The sequence below is a fragment of the Alteromonas sp. S005 genome (assembly GCF_036864475.1).
GTDB lineage: Bacteria > Pseudomonadota > Gammaproteobacteria > Enterobacterales > Alteromonadaceae > Alteromonas.
Genome location: NZ_JAZETN010000001.1, coordinates 640559 through 659426, shown reverse-complemented (window position 1 = coordinate 659426; position 18868 = coordinate 640559). Strand labels below are relative to the sequence as shown.

Below are 18868 nucleotides of genomic sequence, written 5' to 3'. Positions count from 1 at the left end.
CTTGCCAAGCAGAACCTCAACTACAAGTATTTTCTCAACACGGCCTAAATGGAAAGTGCTTGGTATATACCCCGACTATGGCAACTTAAATGGGCAAGTTTTAGCACCACTCCCTTTATTCAACCAACAAAACATTGTAGTAAGAAATAACCTATTTTCCGGCGTGTTGGCTATATACCCTAAGCCAAACGTCTACCAAAAGGTGACAGCGAGTAGCGACGTTCCCTTCACAAAAGATGAACTGGAGCAACAGCTAAAGACTCACCTTGGAGATGACGCCGACATAACCCTCTATAGCAGGCAAGTGCTTTTAAATACCTCCATGGATACGTTTGACCGCACTTTTGTTTTGACCGACGGCCTGAATATTACAACCTTGCTTGTTGCAGGCATTGCCTTCGCGGTGTCTTTAACCGTTTTGACTATAGGCAGCTCAGCGCAACTGTCTGTACTAAGAGCATTGGGAGTTAGCCAGCTTAAAGTTAAGGCATCGCTATTTATGCAGTACCTGTTACTATGTTTTGTTTCAGCATTGCTCGCTATTCCATTTGGCATTTACTTAGCTTACGTCTTTATAAATTTAGTCAATCGATACGCGTTTAACTGGGTATACCCTCTTTCAATTAAAGTAGACGTCATTCTTTCTAGTGTGAGCCTTTCTCTGCTTATCGTTTCACTGGTGCTTTTATTACCTCTAGGGAAACTCAAACCCAAAATCGACTTAAGGCAGGAAGTCCAGCTATGACGCTAAAATCTAATCGCTTCAGCCACTATAGCCTTTGGACTTTATGTAAATTTAGCTGTTTACTACTTATATTCATTTGCTCATTGTTGTCTGCTTGTAACGATAGCTCGAATACAGATAAGCAAAATAAGAGCAGCGCGTCGTCAAAAGCCTATACACCTCGGGGTTTCTTTGGCGATATGCAATCGAGCGACGCATTTACTTCGGTAGAAAGAAACACGTATGTTGAGCTTCCTGAAGATCATAAAAGCCACCCCGACTTCCAATTAGAATGGTGGTACTTAACCTTTGTGTTAAGTAGCGAAAACGGCCAGGAATTCGGCTTGCAGTATACGCTTTTTCGATTTAATTCTGATGCGGCCCCCAATAAGCTTACTAATGGGCCAGCCATGCGTAGCTGGGCTAACGGACAACAATGGATGGGGCATGCCTCACTGCACACTTTAACGCATCACTATTTTGAAGAGCGATTTGCGAGTGGCGGCGTAGGTAACGCTTACGTCAGAACAAATCCCTTCACTACGGTTATAGATGATTGGGTTTGGAAGGCGGCGCAAACAATGCCGGGAACCAAAGCCAACATAGACAGAAGAGCCATGTTTCCTTCCACCTTAAGCTTCGCTTTTGGCCAACAAAGTACTCGCGAAACGAACGAGTCACTTGAAGTATCTTCCCCCCACCCTACAGAAGCGTTCCCTAAATACGCTGACGCTCAAAACACTGAAGCGTTTAAAGCCTCGCCCGTAGATTCACAATTAAACAATGGACGAACAACAAAAAACAACGCCGTTAAGGTCGCGCTTGACTTGGACTCATTGGGTCCGTTTATAAAACAAGGCGATAATGGCTACAGCAAAAAGACGCAAGACGAACGGCTTCGCTCTTACTATTACAGCCAGCCATTCATTAATGCGAAGGGCACTGTAAACATAAAGGGCAATAACATAAAAGTTGAAGGTAAAGGCTGGTTTGATCACGAATGGACGAGCCACTTGGCCAACAGTGAGGCGTTAGGGTGGGACTGGTTCTCGCTGCATTTAAGCGACGGAAGCAAACTCATGGCGTTTCGGATGCATTCGAATACTGACAGCGAAGAAAAAAGCGAAACTAAAAACGCTGAAGTCTTCACAACGGCCAGTTTCATAACTAAAAATGGAATGAAAGAGACCATCGAGCAATCCAACCTATCTATTACGCCAACAGACTATGAGTTAATCAAACAAAATGGCGAACAGGGAAACGAAAATGATAGCTCAGCCCGTTTGGTCCCCACTGCTTGGCGCATAAAATTACCGACAAAAGAAATCGATATTTCTGTTCGTGCATTTAAAGAAAAGCAGTGGAATAACAGTTTATTCCCCTACTACGAGGGACGAGTTGAAGTAGAGGGCTCCCACTCGGGGAGCGGCTTTATGGAATTGACGGGCTACTAATAAATAGACCAGTTTATCCGTTCACTAAGCGAAGTTAGCGCCGCCACGCCAAGCTGAGAATTCCCCACACTGTTAAGTGCGGGTGAAAATACGCAAATAGTGAATCGACCGGGTACCACCGCAACAATACCGCCGCCGACCCCACTTTTGCCCGGCAGGCCCACTTTAAAAGCGAAGCTGCCCGCTTCGTCATACATACCGCTCGTTGCAAGCAATGCGTTCACTTGCTTGGTTTGGTAAGGTGTTAAGACTTGCTCATTTGCGCAGGTTGAAAAGCCTGCGTTAGCAAGAAAGCTCGTGGACCGCGCTAAATCTTCACAGCTCATTTCTAATGCACAGTTGTGAAAGTAATTACGAAGTACATCTTCCACGTCGTTTTCAAAATTGCCGTAGGCTTTCATCAAATACGCCATTGCCGCATTGCGAGAACGGTGTTCGAATTCCGAATCGGCAACTTCTCTATTAACTACGATTTCCCCGTTACAGCTTAAGCGCCTTACGAAGTCTCTCATCGCTATAAATGGAGATGCAAAGCGCGATTGCACCATATCGCTTACTACTAGTGCACCTGCGTTAATAAAAGGGTTGCGCGGAATACCATGTTCGTATTCTAACTGCACTAAGGAGTTGAACGGTAACCCTGAAGGCTCACACCCTACCCGCTCCCACATGGTTTCACCATAATGGTTTATAGACAAAACCAAGTTAAAAACTTTTGAGATACTTTGTATTGAAAAAGGCACGCTTGCGTCACCGATAGACGTGATGTGCCCGTCAATATCACAAATAGAAATGCCAAACTGCCGAGGATTAACCGTCGCTAACGCAGGGATATAGTCTGCGACTTTACCCATGCCCAGCATAGGCTCGACTTCGTCATAAATATCCTGCAGTAACGATAGCATTTCGCTTTCCATTCTCTCGCTTGACCTCTTTTTTGCTGATTTCTTTTCTACTAATAAAATAAAAGCGCCTGTTAGAAAAAACGCCGGCGCTTTTATTTTTAGTTCTATTGTCTGTGTGTTGCGTCAATAATGCACTTTGCTAAAAAAGCCTTATCACGTACATCTACCCCGACGTTAGTTGCAGCGCCAGTCTTCTTTGAAGTCACACAAACCATCGTCATCTTCATCAGACGTAAGCTCAATATTGGTAGATACCTTTTTTGATACTTCATTTGCGTCATTATCGATTTTTATTGGCTGTTTTTTATCAATAAAACTAAAAATAGTCTTAGCAATATCGGTATTATCGATTTGCCCCATAAATGACTGGTGGCCTGCACCAAAGGCAAACACTTCTACATCCACACCGGTATGACCGCCTGTAGTCCAACCTGTATTTGTTTTAGCATCTAGGAAGGTTTTTACTGCCATAAAGCGCGTCTTATCATCTTGATTTGATACGCTATTTAGCGTGGCTAACTCTTCTTCGCTTAACGATAGCCCGAGCTTCTGCCCCACATACTCGCCAGGGTTTTCTTCATTAGCCATATTAAGCGCTATCGTCATTACAGAGGCTGTCATTGACTTAAGGTGTTCAGGACTCCAGCGGTAGTCGCCATTTGCACCAATTGTTAAACCACCGGTGCTATGGTCAGCAGTTAGTACAACCAGTGTATCCGGGTTAGCTTTAACATAGTCGCGTAGATACTCCATGGTTAACGCCAGGTCATGCATTTCAGCCATGGCAGAAGCGATATCATTTGCGTGCCCCGCCCAATCTACCTGGCTAGCCTCTACTAAAAGGAAGAAACCATTGTCGTTTTCTAAGTGCTTGATAGCGTGTTGAGTTAAATACTCAAGACGGTTTTTACGCTTATCATCCAGTACTGCAGGCAGCGCTACAGGAGCAAACAGACCAAGCACATTACTTCCTGCCGGTACTGAAGCTAGGCGATTATATGTGTCGGCATATTCGTAGCCCCCATCGATGAACTGCGCCAGAATATCTCTGTCTTCTCTTTCAAAGTAGGAAGTACCACCACCTAACATTACGTCTGCCACGAACTCACCATTTGCGCGTACGTCAAAGAAATCCTCAGCAATTTCGTTGTAGTTCTTGCGGCTTTCGTTATGTGCAATGTATGACGCTGGTGTTGCATGAACAATTTGCGAGGTTACAGCCAAACCAGTACGCATACCTTTGCTTTTAGCATGGTACATGACCGAGTTCACTGGCTGTTTATCAACATCAACACCTATTGCACCGTTGTATGACTTAACACCTGTGGCAAGCGCTGTTGCAGCAGCTGCTGAATCAGTAACATAACCCGATACACGAGCGGGGTAAGTCGATGCATTACCCACTAGAATATCGTCAAACACAACCGTCTCTACTTCCGGTGTTGACGGATCATCTACATAATTGCGATAAGCGGTGGTGTAGGCGGGCCCCATACCGTCAGCAACTACCATAATGATATTTTTCGGCACGCCTTTGACTTGGCTACTGTTTGTGTTTGCTGATTCGGTCTTTGATTCAGTGATACCACAGCCCGCAAGAACAGCAATAGACGCACAACTTAGCAATGATGTGCGAACAAATTGTTTAATCATTTAAACTTCCCTGAGTAAGTAAAGATACCTGCTGACGTTATAAGCCGCAGTTACTGCAAAATCGATATTATCGCGAATGATTCATTGGTATTAGTAAAGCGATAAGAGGTAATAGTGTAAATCAGGCAAGCAAGATGCTCAAAGCTTTTGGATAAAATAAGCTTGTGGTGAGATGACCGTGTAGTCACCTCGTCTGAATGGACGATTTTGAATAAAGGAAAGTCTATTTGCTTTGAGCCGCAAGGTATTCACGCATGCGCTGCTGCGCCACGTCTACAAGCATATCAGGCTGAAATTTAGAGATAAATCTATTACACCCTACTTTTTCAACCATAGCATCATTAAAGCTACCGCTTAATGAAGTATTGAGTGCTATGAACAGATTGCTCATTCGAGGGTCGCTACGTACCTCTGAGGTAAGCCGATATCCGTCCATTTCTGGCATTTCTGCGTCAGTAAACATAAGCAAAATTTCATCCGTAGGTTTTTTCCCTTCGTCGGCCCACTTTTTGAGTAATGCTAACGCTTCAGCACCGTTTTTTCGTTCGATAATCGTAATACCAAGCTGCTCTAATGTATCCTTTATTTGTTTTCTTGCCGTGCTGGAATCATCAACAATCAACACTTTTTTACCTACAAAGTGATTAACGATATCTTGATCTAACACTTCCTCAGAGATAGATGTATCGTAATCGATGATTTCAGCGAGCACTTTTTCAACATCTATTATCTCAACCAGCTCCTGTTTACCCTCAACATTCACCTGAGTTATGGCGGTTAAATAATTAGATTTACCAATTCCGCTCGGGGGCGGTTGTATGGTACCCCAAGAGGTATTAACGATATTTTTAACTTCGCCAATAATAAAGCCCTGCACGCTTCTATTGTATTCAGTGATAATAACGTTTTTCGCCGTAGCTTCTGTGGCTGCTCCGCGCATTTTTATCGCCTGACGCAAGTCTATAATTGGAATAGAGCTGCCGCGGTAATTCATTACACCTTTAAGATTATTATGGGAACCAGGCATAATGTTAAGCTTGGGTACATTGATAACTTCTTTGATTTTAAAGACATTCATGGCAAAAATGTGACGGGTTCCAAGCTGAAACATCAAAAGCTCAAGCCTGTTTTCCCCTACAAGCTTGGTTCTTTGATCCACCGACGACAATACACTGTTACTCATAACGCCCACTTATTCATTTTACAATCAAAGGCCTAGAGCCAATTTAACACCGTAATATTAATTGGCTTAGCCACAACAACTTATCGCTAAAGTTACTCTTACAGTCATAACAAAGCTATTACCCTTTTAGCTAATAGACAGCTGAAAAAATCAACATAATTAAGGTTTTATCACTAAAGCCACCTTGGCAGTGGTCACAAACTTTAGGAACTTTATTGACTAGCATTAGCTATTTTACCAGCGACTCACTCAAATACGTCAACGCGTGTTTGCATTCACCGAAAATACGCGCGCTGTGCATCGTTATTACCTAAAGGTAGTTTAAATATAGGCGAACAAGGTGAAACATGCTCTCTTAATTAATATCGCGATTTTTCCTGTAACGCCCCTCTATGCTGTTTTAGCGATAAATGAATGAATTTGCTATGGCACATTATCGGAGCGTGAAATGAGCGTCTCCTGACTTAGCTTGAAGTTTGACAACGCACCAACAAAACATTCACAAAATAAATGACCGCAATGCAAAATATATATTTCTCTTATTCAAAATCCCGCACTAGGATGAAATGGAATCAACGGGAACGCCCAACAGCGTGAACATAAACAACGTTAAGAATTTTAATTATAGTCGGGAGAGACGCTCATGTCGCAATATCAACAAGACATTGATAACTTCGCCACATTAAAGGCAGCACAAAACGGAACTTGGGAAGGTATCAACCCAGAATTCGCTGCACGTATGAAGGTTCAAAACCGTTTCAAAACAGGTTTAGACATTGCTCGCTATACAGCAAGTATCATGCGCAAAGACATGGCTGAATACGACGCAGATTCGTCTCAGTACACACAGTCACTTGGCTGCTGGCATGGCTTCGTAGGTCAACAGAAAATGCTTTCAGTTAAAAAGCACCAGGGCACAACTAACAAAAGCTACCTTTATCTTTCAGGCTGGATGGTAGCAGCGCTTCGCTCTGAGTTTGGTCCTCTTCCTGACCAATCGATGCACGAAAAAACGTCAGTTTCTGCACTTATCGAAGAGCTTTACACTTTCCTTCGTCAAGCAGACGCACGTGAACTGGGTGACCTTTTCCACAAACTAGACGACGCGAAGAAAAACGGTGGTGATGTAGCTGCGATTCAAGCTGAGATCGACAACTACGAAACTCACGTAGTTCCAATCATCGCTGATATCGATGCGGGCTTTGGTAACGAAGAAGCTACGTACCTACTTGCAAAGCAAATGATTGAAGCGGGTGCATGCTGTATTCAAATTGAAAACCAAGTGTCTGACGCGAAACAATGTGGTCACCAAGACGGTAAAGTAACCGTGCCACACGAAGACTTCCTAGCGAAGATCAATGCAGTACGCTATGCATTCCTTGAACTAGGTGTTGATGAAGGTGTAATTGTTGCACGTACTGACTCACTAGGTGCTGGCCTTACTCAGAAGATCCCGGTATCTACATCAGAAGGCGACTTAGCTGCTCAGTACAATGCATTCCTTAAAACTACTGAAGTTGCAGGCGCAAGCGACCTAAATGAAGGTGACCTAGTTCTTAAGCAAGGTGGCAAATTGGTTAAGCCTGAGCGTCTACCAAACGGCTTGTTCCGCTTTAAAGACAACACAGGTTTTGACCGTGTAGTACTTGACTGTGTAACGTCACTTAAGCACGGTGCTGACCTGCTTTGGATTGAGACTGAAAAGCCTCACGTTGGCCAAATTGCTGAAATGGTTAACGCTATTCGCGAACAAGTTCCAAACGCTAAGCTGGTATATAACAACTCTCCATCGTTCAACTGGACGCTTAACTTCCGTCAGCAAGTATTTGATGCTTGGACAGAAGAAGGTAAAGACGTTTCTGGTTATGACCGCGCGAAACTTATGTCTGCTGATTATGACGACAGTGAACTTGCAGCAGCGGCGGACGAGAAGATTAAGAGCTTCCAGGCTGATGCAGCTCGTGAAGCAGGTATCTTCCACCACCTTATTACGCTACCGACTTATCACACTGCAGCACTGTCTACAGACAACCTTGCAAAAGGCTACTTCGGTGAAGAAGGTATGCTTGCTTATGTTCGCGGTGTTCAGCGTCAAGAAATTCGCCAAGGTCTAGCGTGCGTTAAGCACCAAGCGATGGCAGGTTCTGACCTAGGTGATACACACAAAGAGTACTTCTCTGGTGAAGGTGCACTTAAAGCGTCTGGTGAAGATAACACCATGAACCAGTTCGACGTATAACGCGAACAGGCAATGAGTTAAACGGAAAGTATCCCAACCTTTCCTACAGGGCACCTTCGGGTGCCCTTTTTTGTGCGCGTCATTCACTTCACTTATGCTTTTTGCATAAAACAAAAAAAGCCATATTTTTCTAAACTTCATAAAAAAACAATATACCAGCTATATTTCAATACCTTATAGGTATAACGGCGGCCAATTTAAGACTAAACGCTTATCTGACAATCAAATAAAAAAGCTTTATAATAGCTAAGTTTAATTAGGTTTAAAAAGAGCATTAGAATAATGAATATAGCGAAGGTCGACCTGAATTTATTGGTTTATTTAGATGTGCTGTTGCGCGAAGGAAGTGTAACGAAAGCTGCAAACCAGCTAAGCATTACTCAGCCAGCAATGAGTAATGGCTTAAAGCGACTTCGCGATCTATTTAAAGATCCGCTTTTAGTTCGTACCAGCGATGGTATGACCCCCACCAAGCGCGCGCTTGAACTTCAGCCGATTATTCGCGATGTACTTAGTCGATTAGAAAGCTCTATTCAGCCAGAAACTGATTTCGACCCGTTAACCAGTGACAGAACCTTTCGCATTATGACCAGTGACTATGCAGAGAGCACTTTGTTACTTGAACTGGTTGGAAGACTGGCCGACCTAGCACCCAATATTACGCTTGACCTTATTACGCCTAGCGACGTGACGTTTCACGATGTAGAACAAGGTAAAGTGGACATGGCAATTAATCGCTTCGATGAACTTCCTTTGTCATTTCACCAAAAAGTTATTTGGTACGATTCATTTAGCTGCGTGATGAGTGCTGACCACCCGCTGGTAGAAAAATGCGATCTCGAAGGGTATTTGAGTGCCCAGCATATATGGGTAAGTAAAACGGGATTTGGTGTTGGAGTAGGTATTGACCCGAACGAAGTTCAAAAGTTGGGTTGGGTAGACGCTGAGCTAACAAAAATTGGCAAACAGCGTGCAATTCGCGTGTTTACTCGTCATTACCATGCAGCGCTTCAGATTGCGAAAAAGCAAAAACTTATTGCTACCCTACCAAGCAAAGCGGCGCGTTTATTTAAACACGACCCAGATGTGGTGATTAAAGAGCCGCCTTTCGACATACCACCTATTGCGCTAAAAATGGCGTGGAGTGCCCTACTTCACCACGACGCAGGTCACATTTGGTTGCGCCGCTTAATCAGCGATGTAGCTAGCGAAATGAATGCGGGCTAAACATTCACAAAATATATGGCAGAAATACAAACCATAAATTAAAAAACTATCTCTATACACACTACACTGGGTGGACAGACAAATGTATAGAGGTAGTTATGCAAGGATATATTACTAGAGGCCGACTACAGGTTGCCGAACAACTCGATAACTTTATTAATGAACAGGCACTTCCTGGCACAGGCGTAGATAAAGACACCTTTTGGCAAGGTGCAGAAACCCTCTTCGAAAAATTCATTCCTCAAAATCGCGCGCTATTAGAAAAGCGAGAACAGCTTCAGCGCGCTATCGACGATTATCATAAAGCTGGTAACCCAGTAAACGGAAACGAATATACCGACTTCCTAAAAAGCATTGGTTACCTTGTAGAGCAGCCATCACAAGTAAGTGCACAAACACAAAACGTAGACGCTGAAATAGCGACAATGGCAGGCCCTCAGCTAGTCGTGCCAATCAACAACGCTCGCTATGCACTTAACGCGGTAAATGCCCGTTGGGGAAGCCTTTACGACGCACTATACGGCACTGATGTCATCAGCAATGAAGGTGGTGCAGAAGCGGGAAAAAGCTACAACCCCGTACGCGGCGCCAAAGTCGTTGCGAAAGCGAAAGACTATCTAGATAGCATGATACCGCTTGCGAAAGGCAGCCACGCTGACGTTACAGAGTATAAGATTGAATCGGGTAAATTGGCGATCACTCTTGTCGACGGCGATGAAACCACCTTAGCAAACACAGAGCAATGGCAAGGGTACCAAGGTGACATTAGCGCACCGTCAAGCCTGTTATTTGCCCACAACGGTCTGCATTTTGAAATTCAACTAGACCCGACTCACCCTATTGGCGAGAGCGATGCCGCAAACGTAAAAGACGTACTGGTTGAAGCCGCATTAACCACTATAATGGACTGCGAAGATTCCGTTGCTGCTGTTGACGCTGAAGACAAAACCTTGGTGTATAGCAACTGGTTAGGCTTAATGAAAGGCTCGCTAAGCATTGAAATGACAAAGGGCGGCAAACAGCTTGTTCGCGCTATGCATGACGATAGAAGCTACCAGCCGTCTAAACACGCTTCACAAGACGAGCTAAAAGACGGCGAACTAGTACTCTCTGGTCGAAGCCTTATGTTTGTTAGAAACGTGGGCCACCTTATGACTAACAATGCTATGCTCTTTGACGGCGAAGAAGTGCCAGAGGGGATCATGGACGGTTTAGTCACTTCACTTATCGCAAAGCATGATCTTTTAGGAAACAGCAAATTTAAAAACAGCCGCGAAGGCAGTATTTATATTGTTAAACCTAAAATGCACGGGCCAGAAGAAGTTGCATTCTCTAACGCATTGTTTGGTGCTATCGAAGCCATTATCGATGTTCCAGCTAACACCCTTAAAATGGGCATAATGGATGAAGAACGCCGCACAAGTATCAATTTACAATCATGTATTGCCGAGGCTACTTCACGCGTTGTGTTCATTAACACGGGTTTCTTAGACAGAACCGGTGATGAAATTCATACCTCAATGCTTGCCGGCCCTTTTGCAGAAAAAGCTGCCCTTAAGTCGATGGCATGGATTAAAGCTTATGAGACCGCCAACGTGGCTGTAGGTCTTCGTTGCGGTCTTTCTGGCAAAGCGCAAATCGGTAAAGGCATGTGGCCTATACCTGATGAAATGCAAAATATGATGACCGCCAAAATAGGTCACCCCAAGGCCGGTGCTAATACTGCTTGGGTTCCCTCACCTACTGCAGCGACACTGCACGCGCTTCATTACCACGATGTAAATGTGTTTGACGTTCAAAAGTCACTAGATGAAAACTTTGATGGCCTTGCTGACATACTTACCATTCCATTGTTAGAAGACGCGTCTACGCTGACTCGCGAAAGCATTAAGCGTGAAATCGACAATAACGTTCAAGGTATTTTAGGCTACGTTGTACGCTGGGTACACCAAGGTGTAGGCTGCTCGAAGGTTCCTGACATCAACGATGTTGGCTTAATGGAAGACCGCGCGACCTTGCGCATTTCATCGCAGCATATCGCGAATTGGCTAGAACATGGCATTGTGAGCGTTGACCAGGTAAAAGAGTCCTTGGCGCGTATGGCTGTGCTAGTGGATGAGCAAAACGCCGGCGACCCTGAGTACATTCCTATGGCGCCTGATTTAGACAGCTCAATCGGCTTCTTAGCGGCAAGTGACCTTATCTTCAAAGGGAAAGAGCAACCTAGCGGTTATACTGAACCTTTATTGCACGCCCGTCGACGGGAGATGAAGGCGAAACTAGCTGGTAATTAAGTTTAGCTATTAAAAATTAAATGCTAGAGAAAGGAAGCCCATCTACTGTTGTAACAGAGGTGGGCTTTTTGTTTTGTTCATCTCTATTGGCTAGCTTTTCGAAGATTGGCGAGGTGATGGAACGCCCTCTGTATGTTTCCGGCTGCAAAGCACCGAGCAAAAGCGCAAAGCAATTAAGAAGAATATGCTTCAACTGCCTCAGTATGTCAGCATGCTTATTAGAACGTTTATGACGGCGATTTCTCGGGAATACGTAAATGCAAAGTATTGGCATAATACTGTGGTGGTAAATACAGGTGAAATTTCAGCGGTAGACTTTTCACTATCGCCTGAGATCAAGAACACACTTTTTGAACTTGGTTATGCAACCACAAAAGAATTTTTGCCCAAAAAGTGTGCGGGTGTAATGAAACGCAGTGCACTTGATGTGTCGTAACCTCATCAAGTGCTCATTGGAAATCAAATTTTGTAAAAGTCTCGATACCAATCAACAAAGGCTTTCACGCCCGTTTCTACGTCTGTTGAAGGCTGATAACCAGTGTCGTTGACCAATGACGATACGTCAGCATACGTATCAGGCACATCGCCTGGCTGCATAGGAAGAAGCTCTTTTTTCGCCTCAATACCCAACGCGCTTTCGAGGGTCTCAATAAACTTCAAAAGATGAACGGGCGTTTGTGCACCAATGTTATACACCTTATAAGGCGCTTTACTGGTGCTTGGATCTGGGTTACTGCCATCCCAACTCTCATTAGGTTTCGCCACATTATCTAACGAACGGATAACCCCTTCCACGATATCATCAATATAGGTGAAATCGCGACGGTGATTACCGTAGTTATAAACCTGTATTGTTTTGCCTTCTAAAATTGCTTTAGTGAACTTGAACAGCGCCATATCTGGACGGCCCCAAGGCCCGTAAACAGTGAAAAAACGCAGCCCTGTTGTGGGCAAATTATACAAGTGACTATAAGTATGAGCCATCAGCTCGTTTGCTTTTTTAGAAGCCGCATACAAGCTAACTTGGTGATCTACGTTATGCTGTTCTGAAAACGGCATAGTCTCATTCGCACCGTAAACTGAGCTAGATGACGCGTACACCAAATGCTCGACGTTATTATGGCGACACCCTTCTAGAATATTCACAAAGCCAACAATATTTGAGTCGACGTAAGCGTTAGGATTTTCAAGTGAATAACGCACACCCGCTTGAGCAGCCAAATGCACCACTCTATCAAATTTGTGCTCTTCAAAAAGCGCAGCCATTTTGTCGCGCTCTTCTACCCCCATCTCGATAAATGAAAATAAATCAGCAGCAGTAGATGATTTAATTTCGTCTAGACGAGCGTGCTTTAAATTCACATCGTAATAATCGTTAATGTTGTCAATCCCGACAATTTGGTCACCACGATTGATAAGGTATTGCGATACAGCTGCACCAATGAAACCAGCTGCTCCGGTGACTAAGATTTTCATTTATTGTTCCTTAACATCTTTTCTTTGGACATGATGACGACTTTCAACATCTCCTGTAACTGATTTGACAATGCTTCGCCAAAGTTTAGAGACAGTATGTTTCACTAATATATTAAATGGCATTTTTAATAAATGTCCTCGAACGAATGCCAACCACTGTGCTAGACCCCGAAACTTTACATCAACTAAACGGTGATCAGCAGCAAGAACCTTACCAAATATAAAATCATTTAATCCTAATCTAATGCCCTTTGGTAATGGCTGTTTGAAGCGTTGATAAATGTGGGCTGGAATTTGTCTGTCAAAAACTCTTTCTAGATATCTAAATGCTAAAAATAATTCGTTTTCAAAACCAGTGTTTTGCGCAAGTTCAAACAAACAATTCACTTCATCAGCGTCGCAAACGATTTCATCTAGCAATAGTGATAAATCCGATAAATCTCTAAAACCGTTAGTAAATTCTTCAGAGAAAAACAAATGTATAGCGGAGTGAAGGAACATTGCCGCAGGCCGAAGTACTTCAACTCCATATTCGGTCTCTATGGTGGATTCAAAAAAGAACTCAATATTTGGGGCTCGGCCACTTACAACGGGAATAATATTATGGTGAACATCTAAGACCGTTCCCCTCTGAAAATGACGCAGAGGAGGGATTTCATGAGCCCACTCTCGGTAGTACTTTTGGTCATATTCAGAGTCCGTGTCTGAGACAAAACCAAACAAATGAAGTGCTCTTTCAACTTTCGGAATATCATCTTTGAGTACCAAAAGATCGATATCTGAAAATATTCTCCCCTTTGCAGCTTTGCTGTCTGCGATAACGTAACCTGCTCCCTTTAAAACAATCAACTTATTATTTAATGCTCTAGAAATTTTTGCATTAACGAGTTTCACTTCATTTATAACTTGATTGTGAAAAAGAGTTTCATGACGAATACTTGCAACCAAGTGGGCATGTGCTGTAGGAGGTATATGAAAATCGTTATCTGCATCACTTAAAAGTATAGATGCGACTCTCGGTAGCAAAGAGTTAGCACGGGCAACAAGTATCAAATCACGCCACTCTGATGTAGAAAGCGAATTAAAGTGACTACCGGTTAAGATATCCGTTAAGATTGTTTGCACACAGCGAGACACTAATTATTCACCTCGCTTTCCAAGATATTCCTCAACTCATCCACGTTACTGTATGTCGCTTCTAATAAAAGCAGATTAGGTAGTTTACTAGAGATGAACTCGAAACCTTCATGACCAAACAAGTCAAAATTAAAAGCGTTTTCAATTAACATACTTAATGTTGAGATTTGTGTCATTGAAAAGACTTCTGTAGGGCTATTTGCAACATACTTCGGGAAGACCACAGCAAATAAGTCGGCACTCTCTGCACACCGCCTCACAGAATCAGTGGGCGGCCTTACATGTGCCACATCACCTTTTTGAGTATCTGTCGCGATATCTGAGATAAAAGCTTCGGGAAACCAGTCTTTAACGAGTGAAATAGAATTATTCTTTAGGCAAATAGGGCGAACGAAAGGTAAAACTCTTCCTGTTTCTATGTCTAGTACGGCCATTTCATCGGACAACAGCCGCCATCCGGACAGCGCCAAACTGGCACATAAGGTACTTTTTCCTGAGCCTGGAGGGGCTGGAAAAATCACAGCTTTACCACTTTTTTCAAGTACAGCAGCATGAAAAATTAAGTATTTATGATAAAAATTTGCAACACACCAATTCATTCCCCACTCGAAAAGTGGATAAGCATGCGCAGAAGGCAACGGTTTGAAGGGAGTATGCCCGTCTAATTTGAACACGGCCTGTGTTTTGAAGAACCTGCGGAAATTTGAAGGTCTTTCAACTGAAATATTAAAGTCAAACCAATCTGAGTTTAGCGAGACTTTGTAATCCCGGTAAAGCTCTGCAATAGTTTTTGTAACCTGCGAGAAGGAAGAACTAACATTGACTGAAATCAAGCCGAACTCGATATTCAATTCAGACTTTTTTAGAGTATTTAAATATTGAGCTTCAGCTAGCTCTGACAATAACAAATGACTACGCCCCAGAAAACTACTAATCTATCAGATTATTTTGAGAAAGTAAGTCCGTAAATTCAGAGATATCGTTATTAGAAAGGCCAAATTCATCTCCATCCAACTCCGGTATAGCAGGGAAGTTCACTGAATTCTTCCAAGCTTTAACCAGACTTTCGTACTTAAAAGGGAGGAACAGTACCCGATAAGATGGTAACAACTGAATTGCAACTCCTGAATTATCAGGAGCGCAAAAAACGCTAATAGAGGGAAGCTTACTCAACTCTATAATCAGTATGTAGCCTTAACGGCGGCTACTACATCGGCCTCTCGAAATACACCGCTGTCGATATCATCGTAAAGGCCTTGAACATAGGCACGAGCATTCGATTCACTCGTTCCGTTTGGAAGCGGGTATAAACCACTTCTAGCATTTAAATACGCTACAACAAGAGCCTCATTAGTTTCGTTATAGTGACCCCAATTAGGTTGTAAGAATTTTAGTATATTCTTTTCACTTTTATCGCTACAGATAAAAGGAAAACGTCCGAAGCCAAACACATCTTTCCACTTAAAATTGGTTACGGTTTCCATAGTAGGCTGAGCTTCTTGGCCGGCAAGAACCTTCCTCCAGGTTCTAGGAGATCTACCCTCGACATTTGCCGTGGAACAATCTCTTGCCTGCGATAAATTTCCAGACAAGTTACCAGAAACAGAGCACCCAGTTGCTGAGCTTCCTCCAGCCCAGGCTGTTTTGGAAGCAAGAGCAGCTACGACGCCACCGGCAGCAGCCTTAGTGATAAACTGACGACGTGAATTCATATCTTTCCTAATGTCCTTATCAACATTCGAGTGCTTCATAAATTTTCTCAAATTCTGTTTATTGTAGCTTCAGAAGAATTCTGAAGCAAAAATAGAGCCAATTATAAAAACCCCATAGATCAAAAACTTACGCACAACAAATGTGTAAGTCGTAAAAAATACTGACAGGGCGCACACTTCAATTTGCGACGTTTGGGTGAATTATAGCTCAAACAAAAAACTAATTACTACCTTTAAGACAACAACTCATCATCTTCGAAACCAGCGTGAGACAGAAACTATGTCAATTTGTAGCGTCACTGATGAGTTTATGGACATATTTAACAGGGATAGCATACGAGATGCCTGTTGGTGATGATAAAGCACTTTCCTTTGTGTCTTTTACTAATACTTTATTGATAACCCCCACAACTTCTCCTGATTTAGGGTCGTACATGGGGCTTCCACTGTTTCCGGGGTAAGCAGTTGCGTCCAATTGATAAATGAGACTTACGCTTTTTAGTCTGTTCATCATAGTTAATGTTAACTGGTTGCTATTCATAGCTGGGATCGCATCGGGTGTAATGGCTGAAATGTAACCTCTATGTGTAGCAGGATACAGGCCTAAAATAGCACCTATTGGAAATCCCGTTAGTGCAATTTCAGAACCTGGTAATATTAATTCTTCATTTCCCAATTCAAGGGGCTTTAATTGAGAATCTAGCTTCAGCAAAGCTAAGTCATGCTTTGGGTCTATCTTCAGAACTTCCACCTTTATTTTTTTTACTACGCTCCCCTCCCCGCTAAGAACCACATAATTTTCAACGATAGTTGGGTCTAAATCTTCTGATACAACATGATAATTTGTAACCGCAAACAGTCCGTCAGCGACGACAAAACCAGTCCCTAATACACGGGGAGATGAATGTTTTATCGGAGCATCGATCGCGATGGCTACCGTCCCTTCAGAAACAATCTTGACTATCGTGGTAAAATCAGTAGGTTTATTTTGCTCCGCTATAAGTCCTGTGCTAAAAAAAATTAACAATAGAAAAGCTCTGCAGAATAAATTTTTCATAAAATTTTTGCCTATTACGCGTAAGCTTAGAGTTTAAATCAAAAACAACGAAATAAAAGTAATGTTCTTTCTTAAGCAAATTATTCTTCTCCTGATATCACCGCTAGTGGTGAGTTTAATGCTGATGACAGCGTCTTTGATCCTGCTGAAGGTCAAGAAGGAAAAGATTGCAAAACGTTTATTTGTCTCAGGCTCTTTAATACTATTTATTTTTTCACAACCTTGGGTAGCTAACGTTTTACTTTATCCGTTGGAGCATCATGAAAAACTTTATGATTCATCAAAAATTTCACGAGGTGAAATTATATTTGTTCCCGCTTGCTATTATCAAACTCGATATGATCTGCCGGAAGTTTCGCGTTGGCATGAATGTTCAATGCAAAGGCTAATTCAAGCTAAGATTCTTTCCGATGAATTGGGAATTCCAATTATTGTAACCGGAGGAAGCTTTCTTTCTGATAAAAACGTTAAATATTCAGAGAAAGCGAAGCAGTTTCTCGAAGTTTTGGGTGTACACCCAAATAGAATCATTTCAGTTCCTGAAGGCACAGATTCACAATCAGAGGTGAACGCATTAAAACGCAGGTTTAATCGCTTAAGCCTAATTACCATAACAAGTGCCACTCACCAATTTCGATTATCCCAAATACTCAAAAACGCCCATATTAACTCAAATGTTGTTCAAGTAGACTTTCAAAGTTCTGGGGAGTTAAAACCATTTCTTACATCTCCTTCAATACTGGCATTGGAACGCACGAGAAGAGCAATTTACGAATATATGGCTATTGCGAAATACTATGTTTTGGAAAAATAGTATAAAAGGATAAGGTAAATTGTGTAAAACATTTGCTAGACTGTTTGGAAGGATGATGTTTGTGTGGACCAAAGTTTAGTGGCTAGTAAAACAATTATAGGGCGCGTGAAGTCAATTGTCGGCAGAGACAGTAAACTGGGAAAGGCACTTGGGGGCTTAGAAAAACTTCAAGAAGCCAAATTTATCTCAAAGCACTTTTCTGAGTTCCTAGAGCCTGTGGTTGCACAATCAGAAAATGCACGAGCTGAAAGTTATAACATTAGGCACAAAGTTTACTGCGAAGAACTTGGTTTTGAACCACTCAGAAACAATTGTCTCGAAACTGACGAATTCGACGACTTTTCAAGTCCGTGTTTGATTAAGCAAAAAAGTTCAGGCCATTTTGCTGGGACAGTGCGATTAGTTAGGCCACAACTCGAAGACCAACTTCTCCCTATTGAAAAGTATTGCATCAATTCAATTACTCATGAAACTTTAAATCCGCGCAACTTTGCACGGAAAGACATTTGCGAAATCTCTCGACTTGCAGTGCCGCTTGAGTTTCGAAAACGTCAAATGGACCGTTTCTCTGGAGCTGCGACTGGTGCAATTAATGAATATACGTATTCTGAGAATGAATTAAGGTGTTTCCCTTTTATCGCTATTGGCCTTTATTTTTCTGCTGCTGCCTTAGTGATACACAATGATATAAAACATACATATGTTATGATGGAACCCCGTCTTGCTCGGAGTATGAGGTTTGTAGGTATTCAATTTGAGCAGGTGGGCCCCGTTATTGACTACCATGGTAAGCGCGCTCCCTACTATATTAATCCATCGTTGCTTTACGCTAACTTAAGACCTAGTTTTAAGATAATGTTAAAAAACATACAGCACCAAGTTGAAAAATATCCGAGAGATTAGGGAATCGCCTTCTAACCTATAATTGTTGTAGTCAAGCCTAGCAATGTTGACTAAGTAATCTGTATATTAGCCTTCAGTACTATTACTGTC

General features: G+C 42.6%; 16 protein-coding genes. 8 read left to right on the top strand and 8 right to left on the bottom strand.

The window, feature by feature from the left end; translation table 11 throughout:
* Both V7R55_RS02695 and V7R55_RS02690 read left to right on the top strand, forming a co-directional pair.
* Window positions 1–745 (top strand): ABC transporter permease (locus V7R55_RS02695; protein WP_334057115.1); only part of this gene is annotated, 745 nt, incomplete at its 5' end.
* On the top strand, window positions 742–2178 hold the full coding sequence (locus V7R55_RS02690; protein WP_334057113.1) for a lipocalin-like domain-containing protein: 1437 nt from the start codon (window positions 742–744) through the stop codon (window positions 2176–2178). The genes V7R55_RS02695 and V7R55_RS02690, both read left to right, overlap by 4 nt.
* Here V7R55_RS02690 and glsB read toward each other — a convergent pair.
* The 3 genes from glsB to V7R55_RS02675 form a co-directional block, all read right to left on the bottom strand.
* Window positions 2175–3083, bottom strand: coding sequence for a glutaminase B (glsB, locus tag V7R55_RS02685; protein ID WP_334057139.1), 909 nt, complete (start codon window positions 3081–3083; stop codon window positions 2175–2177). The genes V7R55_RS02690 and glsB overlap by 4 nt on opposite strands.
* Before the next feature lie 174 nt (window positions 3084–3257).
* A complete protein-coding gene (locus tag V7R55_RS02680; protein ID WP_334057112.1) occupies window positions 3258–4736 on the bottom strand; it encodes an alkaline phosphatase in 1479 nt (492 codons plus the stop codon).
* A gap of 223 nt (window positions 4737–4959) precedes the next feature.
* The gene (locus V7R55_RS02675; RefSeq protein ID WP_334057110.1) at window positions 4960–5919 is read right to left on the bottom strand and encodes a chemotaxis protein CheV; all 960 of its coding nucleotides are present in this window, start codon (window positions 5917–5919) and stop codon (window positions 4960–4962) included.
* Window positions 5920–6562: 643 nt separating this feature from the next.
* Here V7R55_RS02675 and V7R55_RS02670 point away from each other — a divergent pair.
* The 4 genes from V7R55_RS02670 (at window position 6563) to V7R55_RS02655 (ending at window position 12115) form a co-directional block, all read left to right on the top strand.
* Window positions 6563–8158 (top strand): isocitrate lyase, encoded by a 1596-nt coding sequence (locus tag V7R55_RS02670; protein WP_334057108.1) that lies wholly within the window; start codon window positions 6563–6565, stop codon window positions 8156–8158.
* A gap of 282 nt (window positions 8159–8440) precedes the next feature.
* A complete protein-coding gene (locus V7R55_RS02665; RefSeq protein ID WP_334057106.1) occupies window positions 8441–9385 on the top strand; it encodes a LysR family transcriptional regulator in 945 nt (314 codons plus the stop codon).
* A 98-nt stretch (window positions 9386–9483) separates the two neighbouring features.
* A complete protein-coding gene (locus tag V7R55_RS02660) occupies window positions 9484–11679 on the top strand; it encodes a malate synthase G (RefSeq protein ID WP_334057104.1) in 2196 nt (731 codons plus the stop codon).
* A gap of 184 nt (window positions 11680–11863) precedes the next feature.
* Window positions 11864–12115, top strand: coding sequence for a hypothetical protein (locus V7R55_RS02655; RefSeq protein ID WP_334057102.1), 252 nt, complete (start codon window positions 11864–11866; stop codon window positions 12113–12115).
* A 23-nt stretch (window positions 12116–12138) separates the two neighbouring features.
* On the opposite strand, the gene V7R55_RS02650 is transcribed toward V7R55_RS02655, so the two are convergent.
* From V7R55_RS02650 to V7R55_RS02630, 5 genes are all read right to left on the bottom strand, one after another.
* Window positions 12139–13155, bottom strand: coding sequence for an NAD-dependent epimerase (locus V7R55_RS02650; RefSeq protein ID WP_334057100.1), 1017 nt, complete (start codon window positions 13153–13155; stop codon window positions 12139–12141).
* Window positions 13156–14280, bottom strand: coding sequence for a nucleotidyltransferase family protein (locus V7R55_RS02645; RefSeq protein ID WP_334057098.1), 1125 nt, complete (start codon window positions 14278–14280; stop codon window positions 13156–13158).
* Between the two features lie 11 nt (window positions 14281–14291).
* Window positions 14292–15200, bottom strand: a complete 909-nt coding sequence (locus V7R55_RS02640) for an HprK-related kinase A (RefSeq protein WP_334057097.1) — start codon at window positions 15198–15200, stop codon at window positions 14292–14294.
* Between the two features lie 273 nt (window positions 15201–15473).
* Complete coding sequence (locus tag V7R55_RS02635; RefSeq protein WP_334057096.1) at window positions 15474–16004, bottom strand: twin-arginine translocation signal domain-containing protein; 531 nt, start codon at window positions 16002–16004, stop codon at window positions 15474–15476.
* Window positions 16005–16287: 283 nt separating this feature from the next.
* Entirely contained in the window at window positions 16288–17061 is a 774-nt protein-coding gene (locus V7R55_RS02630) for a S1 family peptidase (RefSeq protein ID WP_334057095.1), read from the bottom strand.
* Between the two features lie 118 nt (window positions 17062–17179).
* Between V7R55_RS02630 and V7R55_RS02625 the strand changes: the two genes are divergently transcribed.
* Together V7R55_RS02625 and V7R55_RS02620 are read left to right on the top strand one after the other, a co-directional pair.
* On the top strand, window positions 17180–17875 hold the full coding sequence (locus tag V7R55_RS02625) for a YdcF family protein (protein WP_334057094.1): 696 nt from the start codon (window positions 17180–17182) through the stop codon (window positions 17873–17875).
* Window positions 17876–17938: 63 nt separating this feature from the next.
* On the top strand, window positions 17939–18778 hold the full coding sequence (locus V7R55_RS02620; RefSeq protein ID WP_334057092.1) for a PEP-CTERM/exosortase system-associated acyltransferase: 840 nt from the start codon (window positions 17939–17941) through the stop codon (window positions 18776–18778).
* The last annotated feature ends 90 nt before the right edge of the window (window positions 18779–18868 follow it).

Excerpts from the sequence above, each read along its gene's own strand:
- glsB (WP_334057139.1), bottom strand. The coding sequence starts at position 3,083 with ATGCTATCGTTACTGCAGGATATTTATGACGAAGTCGAGCCTATGCTG.
- V7R55_RS02630 (WP_334057095.1), bottom strand. The coding sequence starts at position 17,061 with ATGAAAAATTTATTCTGCAGAGCTTTTCTATTGTTAATTTTTTTTAGC.
- V7R55_RS02670 (WP_334057108.1), top strand. The coding sequence starts at position 6,563 with ATGTCGCAATATCAACAAGACATTGATAACTTCGCCACATTAAAGGCA.
- V7R55_RS02690 (WP_334057113.1), top strand. The coding sequence starts at position 742 with ATGACGCTAAAATCTAATCGCTTCAGCCACTATAGCCTTTGGACTTTA.
- V7R55_RS02625 (WP_334057094.1), top strand. The coding sequence starts at position 17,180 with ATGCTGATGACAGCGTCTTTGATCCTGCTGAAGGTCAAGAAGGAAAAG.
- V7R55_RS02655 (WP_334057102.1), top strand. The coding sequence starts at position 11,864 with ATGCTTCAACTGCCTCAGTATGTCAGCATGCTTATTAGAACGTTTATG.
- V7R55_RS02675 (WP_334057110.1), bottom strand. The coding sequence starts at position 5,919 with ATGAGTAACAGTGTATTGTCGTCGGTGGATCAAAGAACCAAGCTTGTA.
- V7R55_RS02660 (WP_334057104.1), top strand. The coding sequence starts at position 9,484 with ATGCAAGGATATATTACTAGAGGCCGACTACAGGTTGCCGAACAACTC.
- V7R55_RS02635 (WP_334057096.1), bottom strand. The coding sequence starts at position 16,004 with ATGAATTCACGTCGTCAGTTTATCACTAAGGCTGCTGCCGGTGGCGTC.
- V7R55_RS02680 (WP_334057112.1), bottom strand. The coding sequence starts at position 4,736 with ATGATTAAACAATTTGTTCGCACATCATTGCTAAGTTGTGCGTCTATT.
- V7R55_RS02650 (WP_334057100.1), bottom strand. The coding sequence starts at position 13,155 with ATGAAAATCTTAGTCACCGGAGCAGCTGGTTTCATTGGTGCAGCTGTA.
- V7R55_RS02665 (WP_334057106.1), top strand. The coding sequence starts at position 8,441 with ATGAATATAGCGAAGGTCGACCTGAATTTATTGGTTTATTTAGATGTG.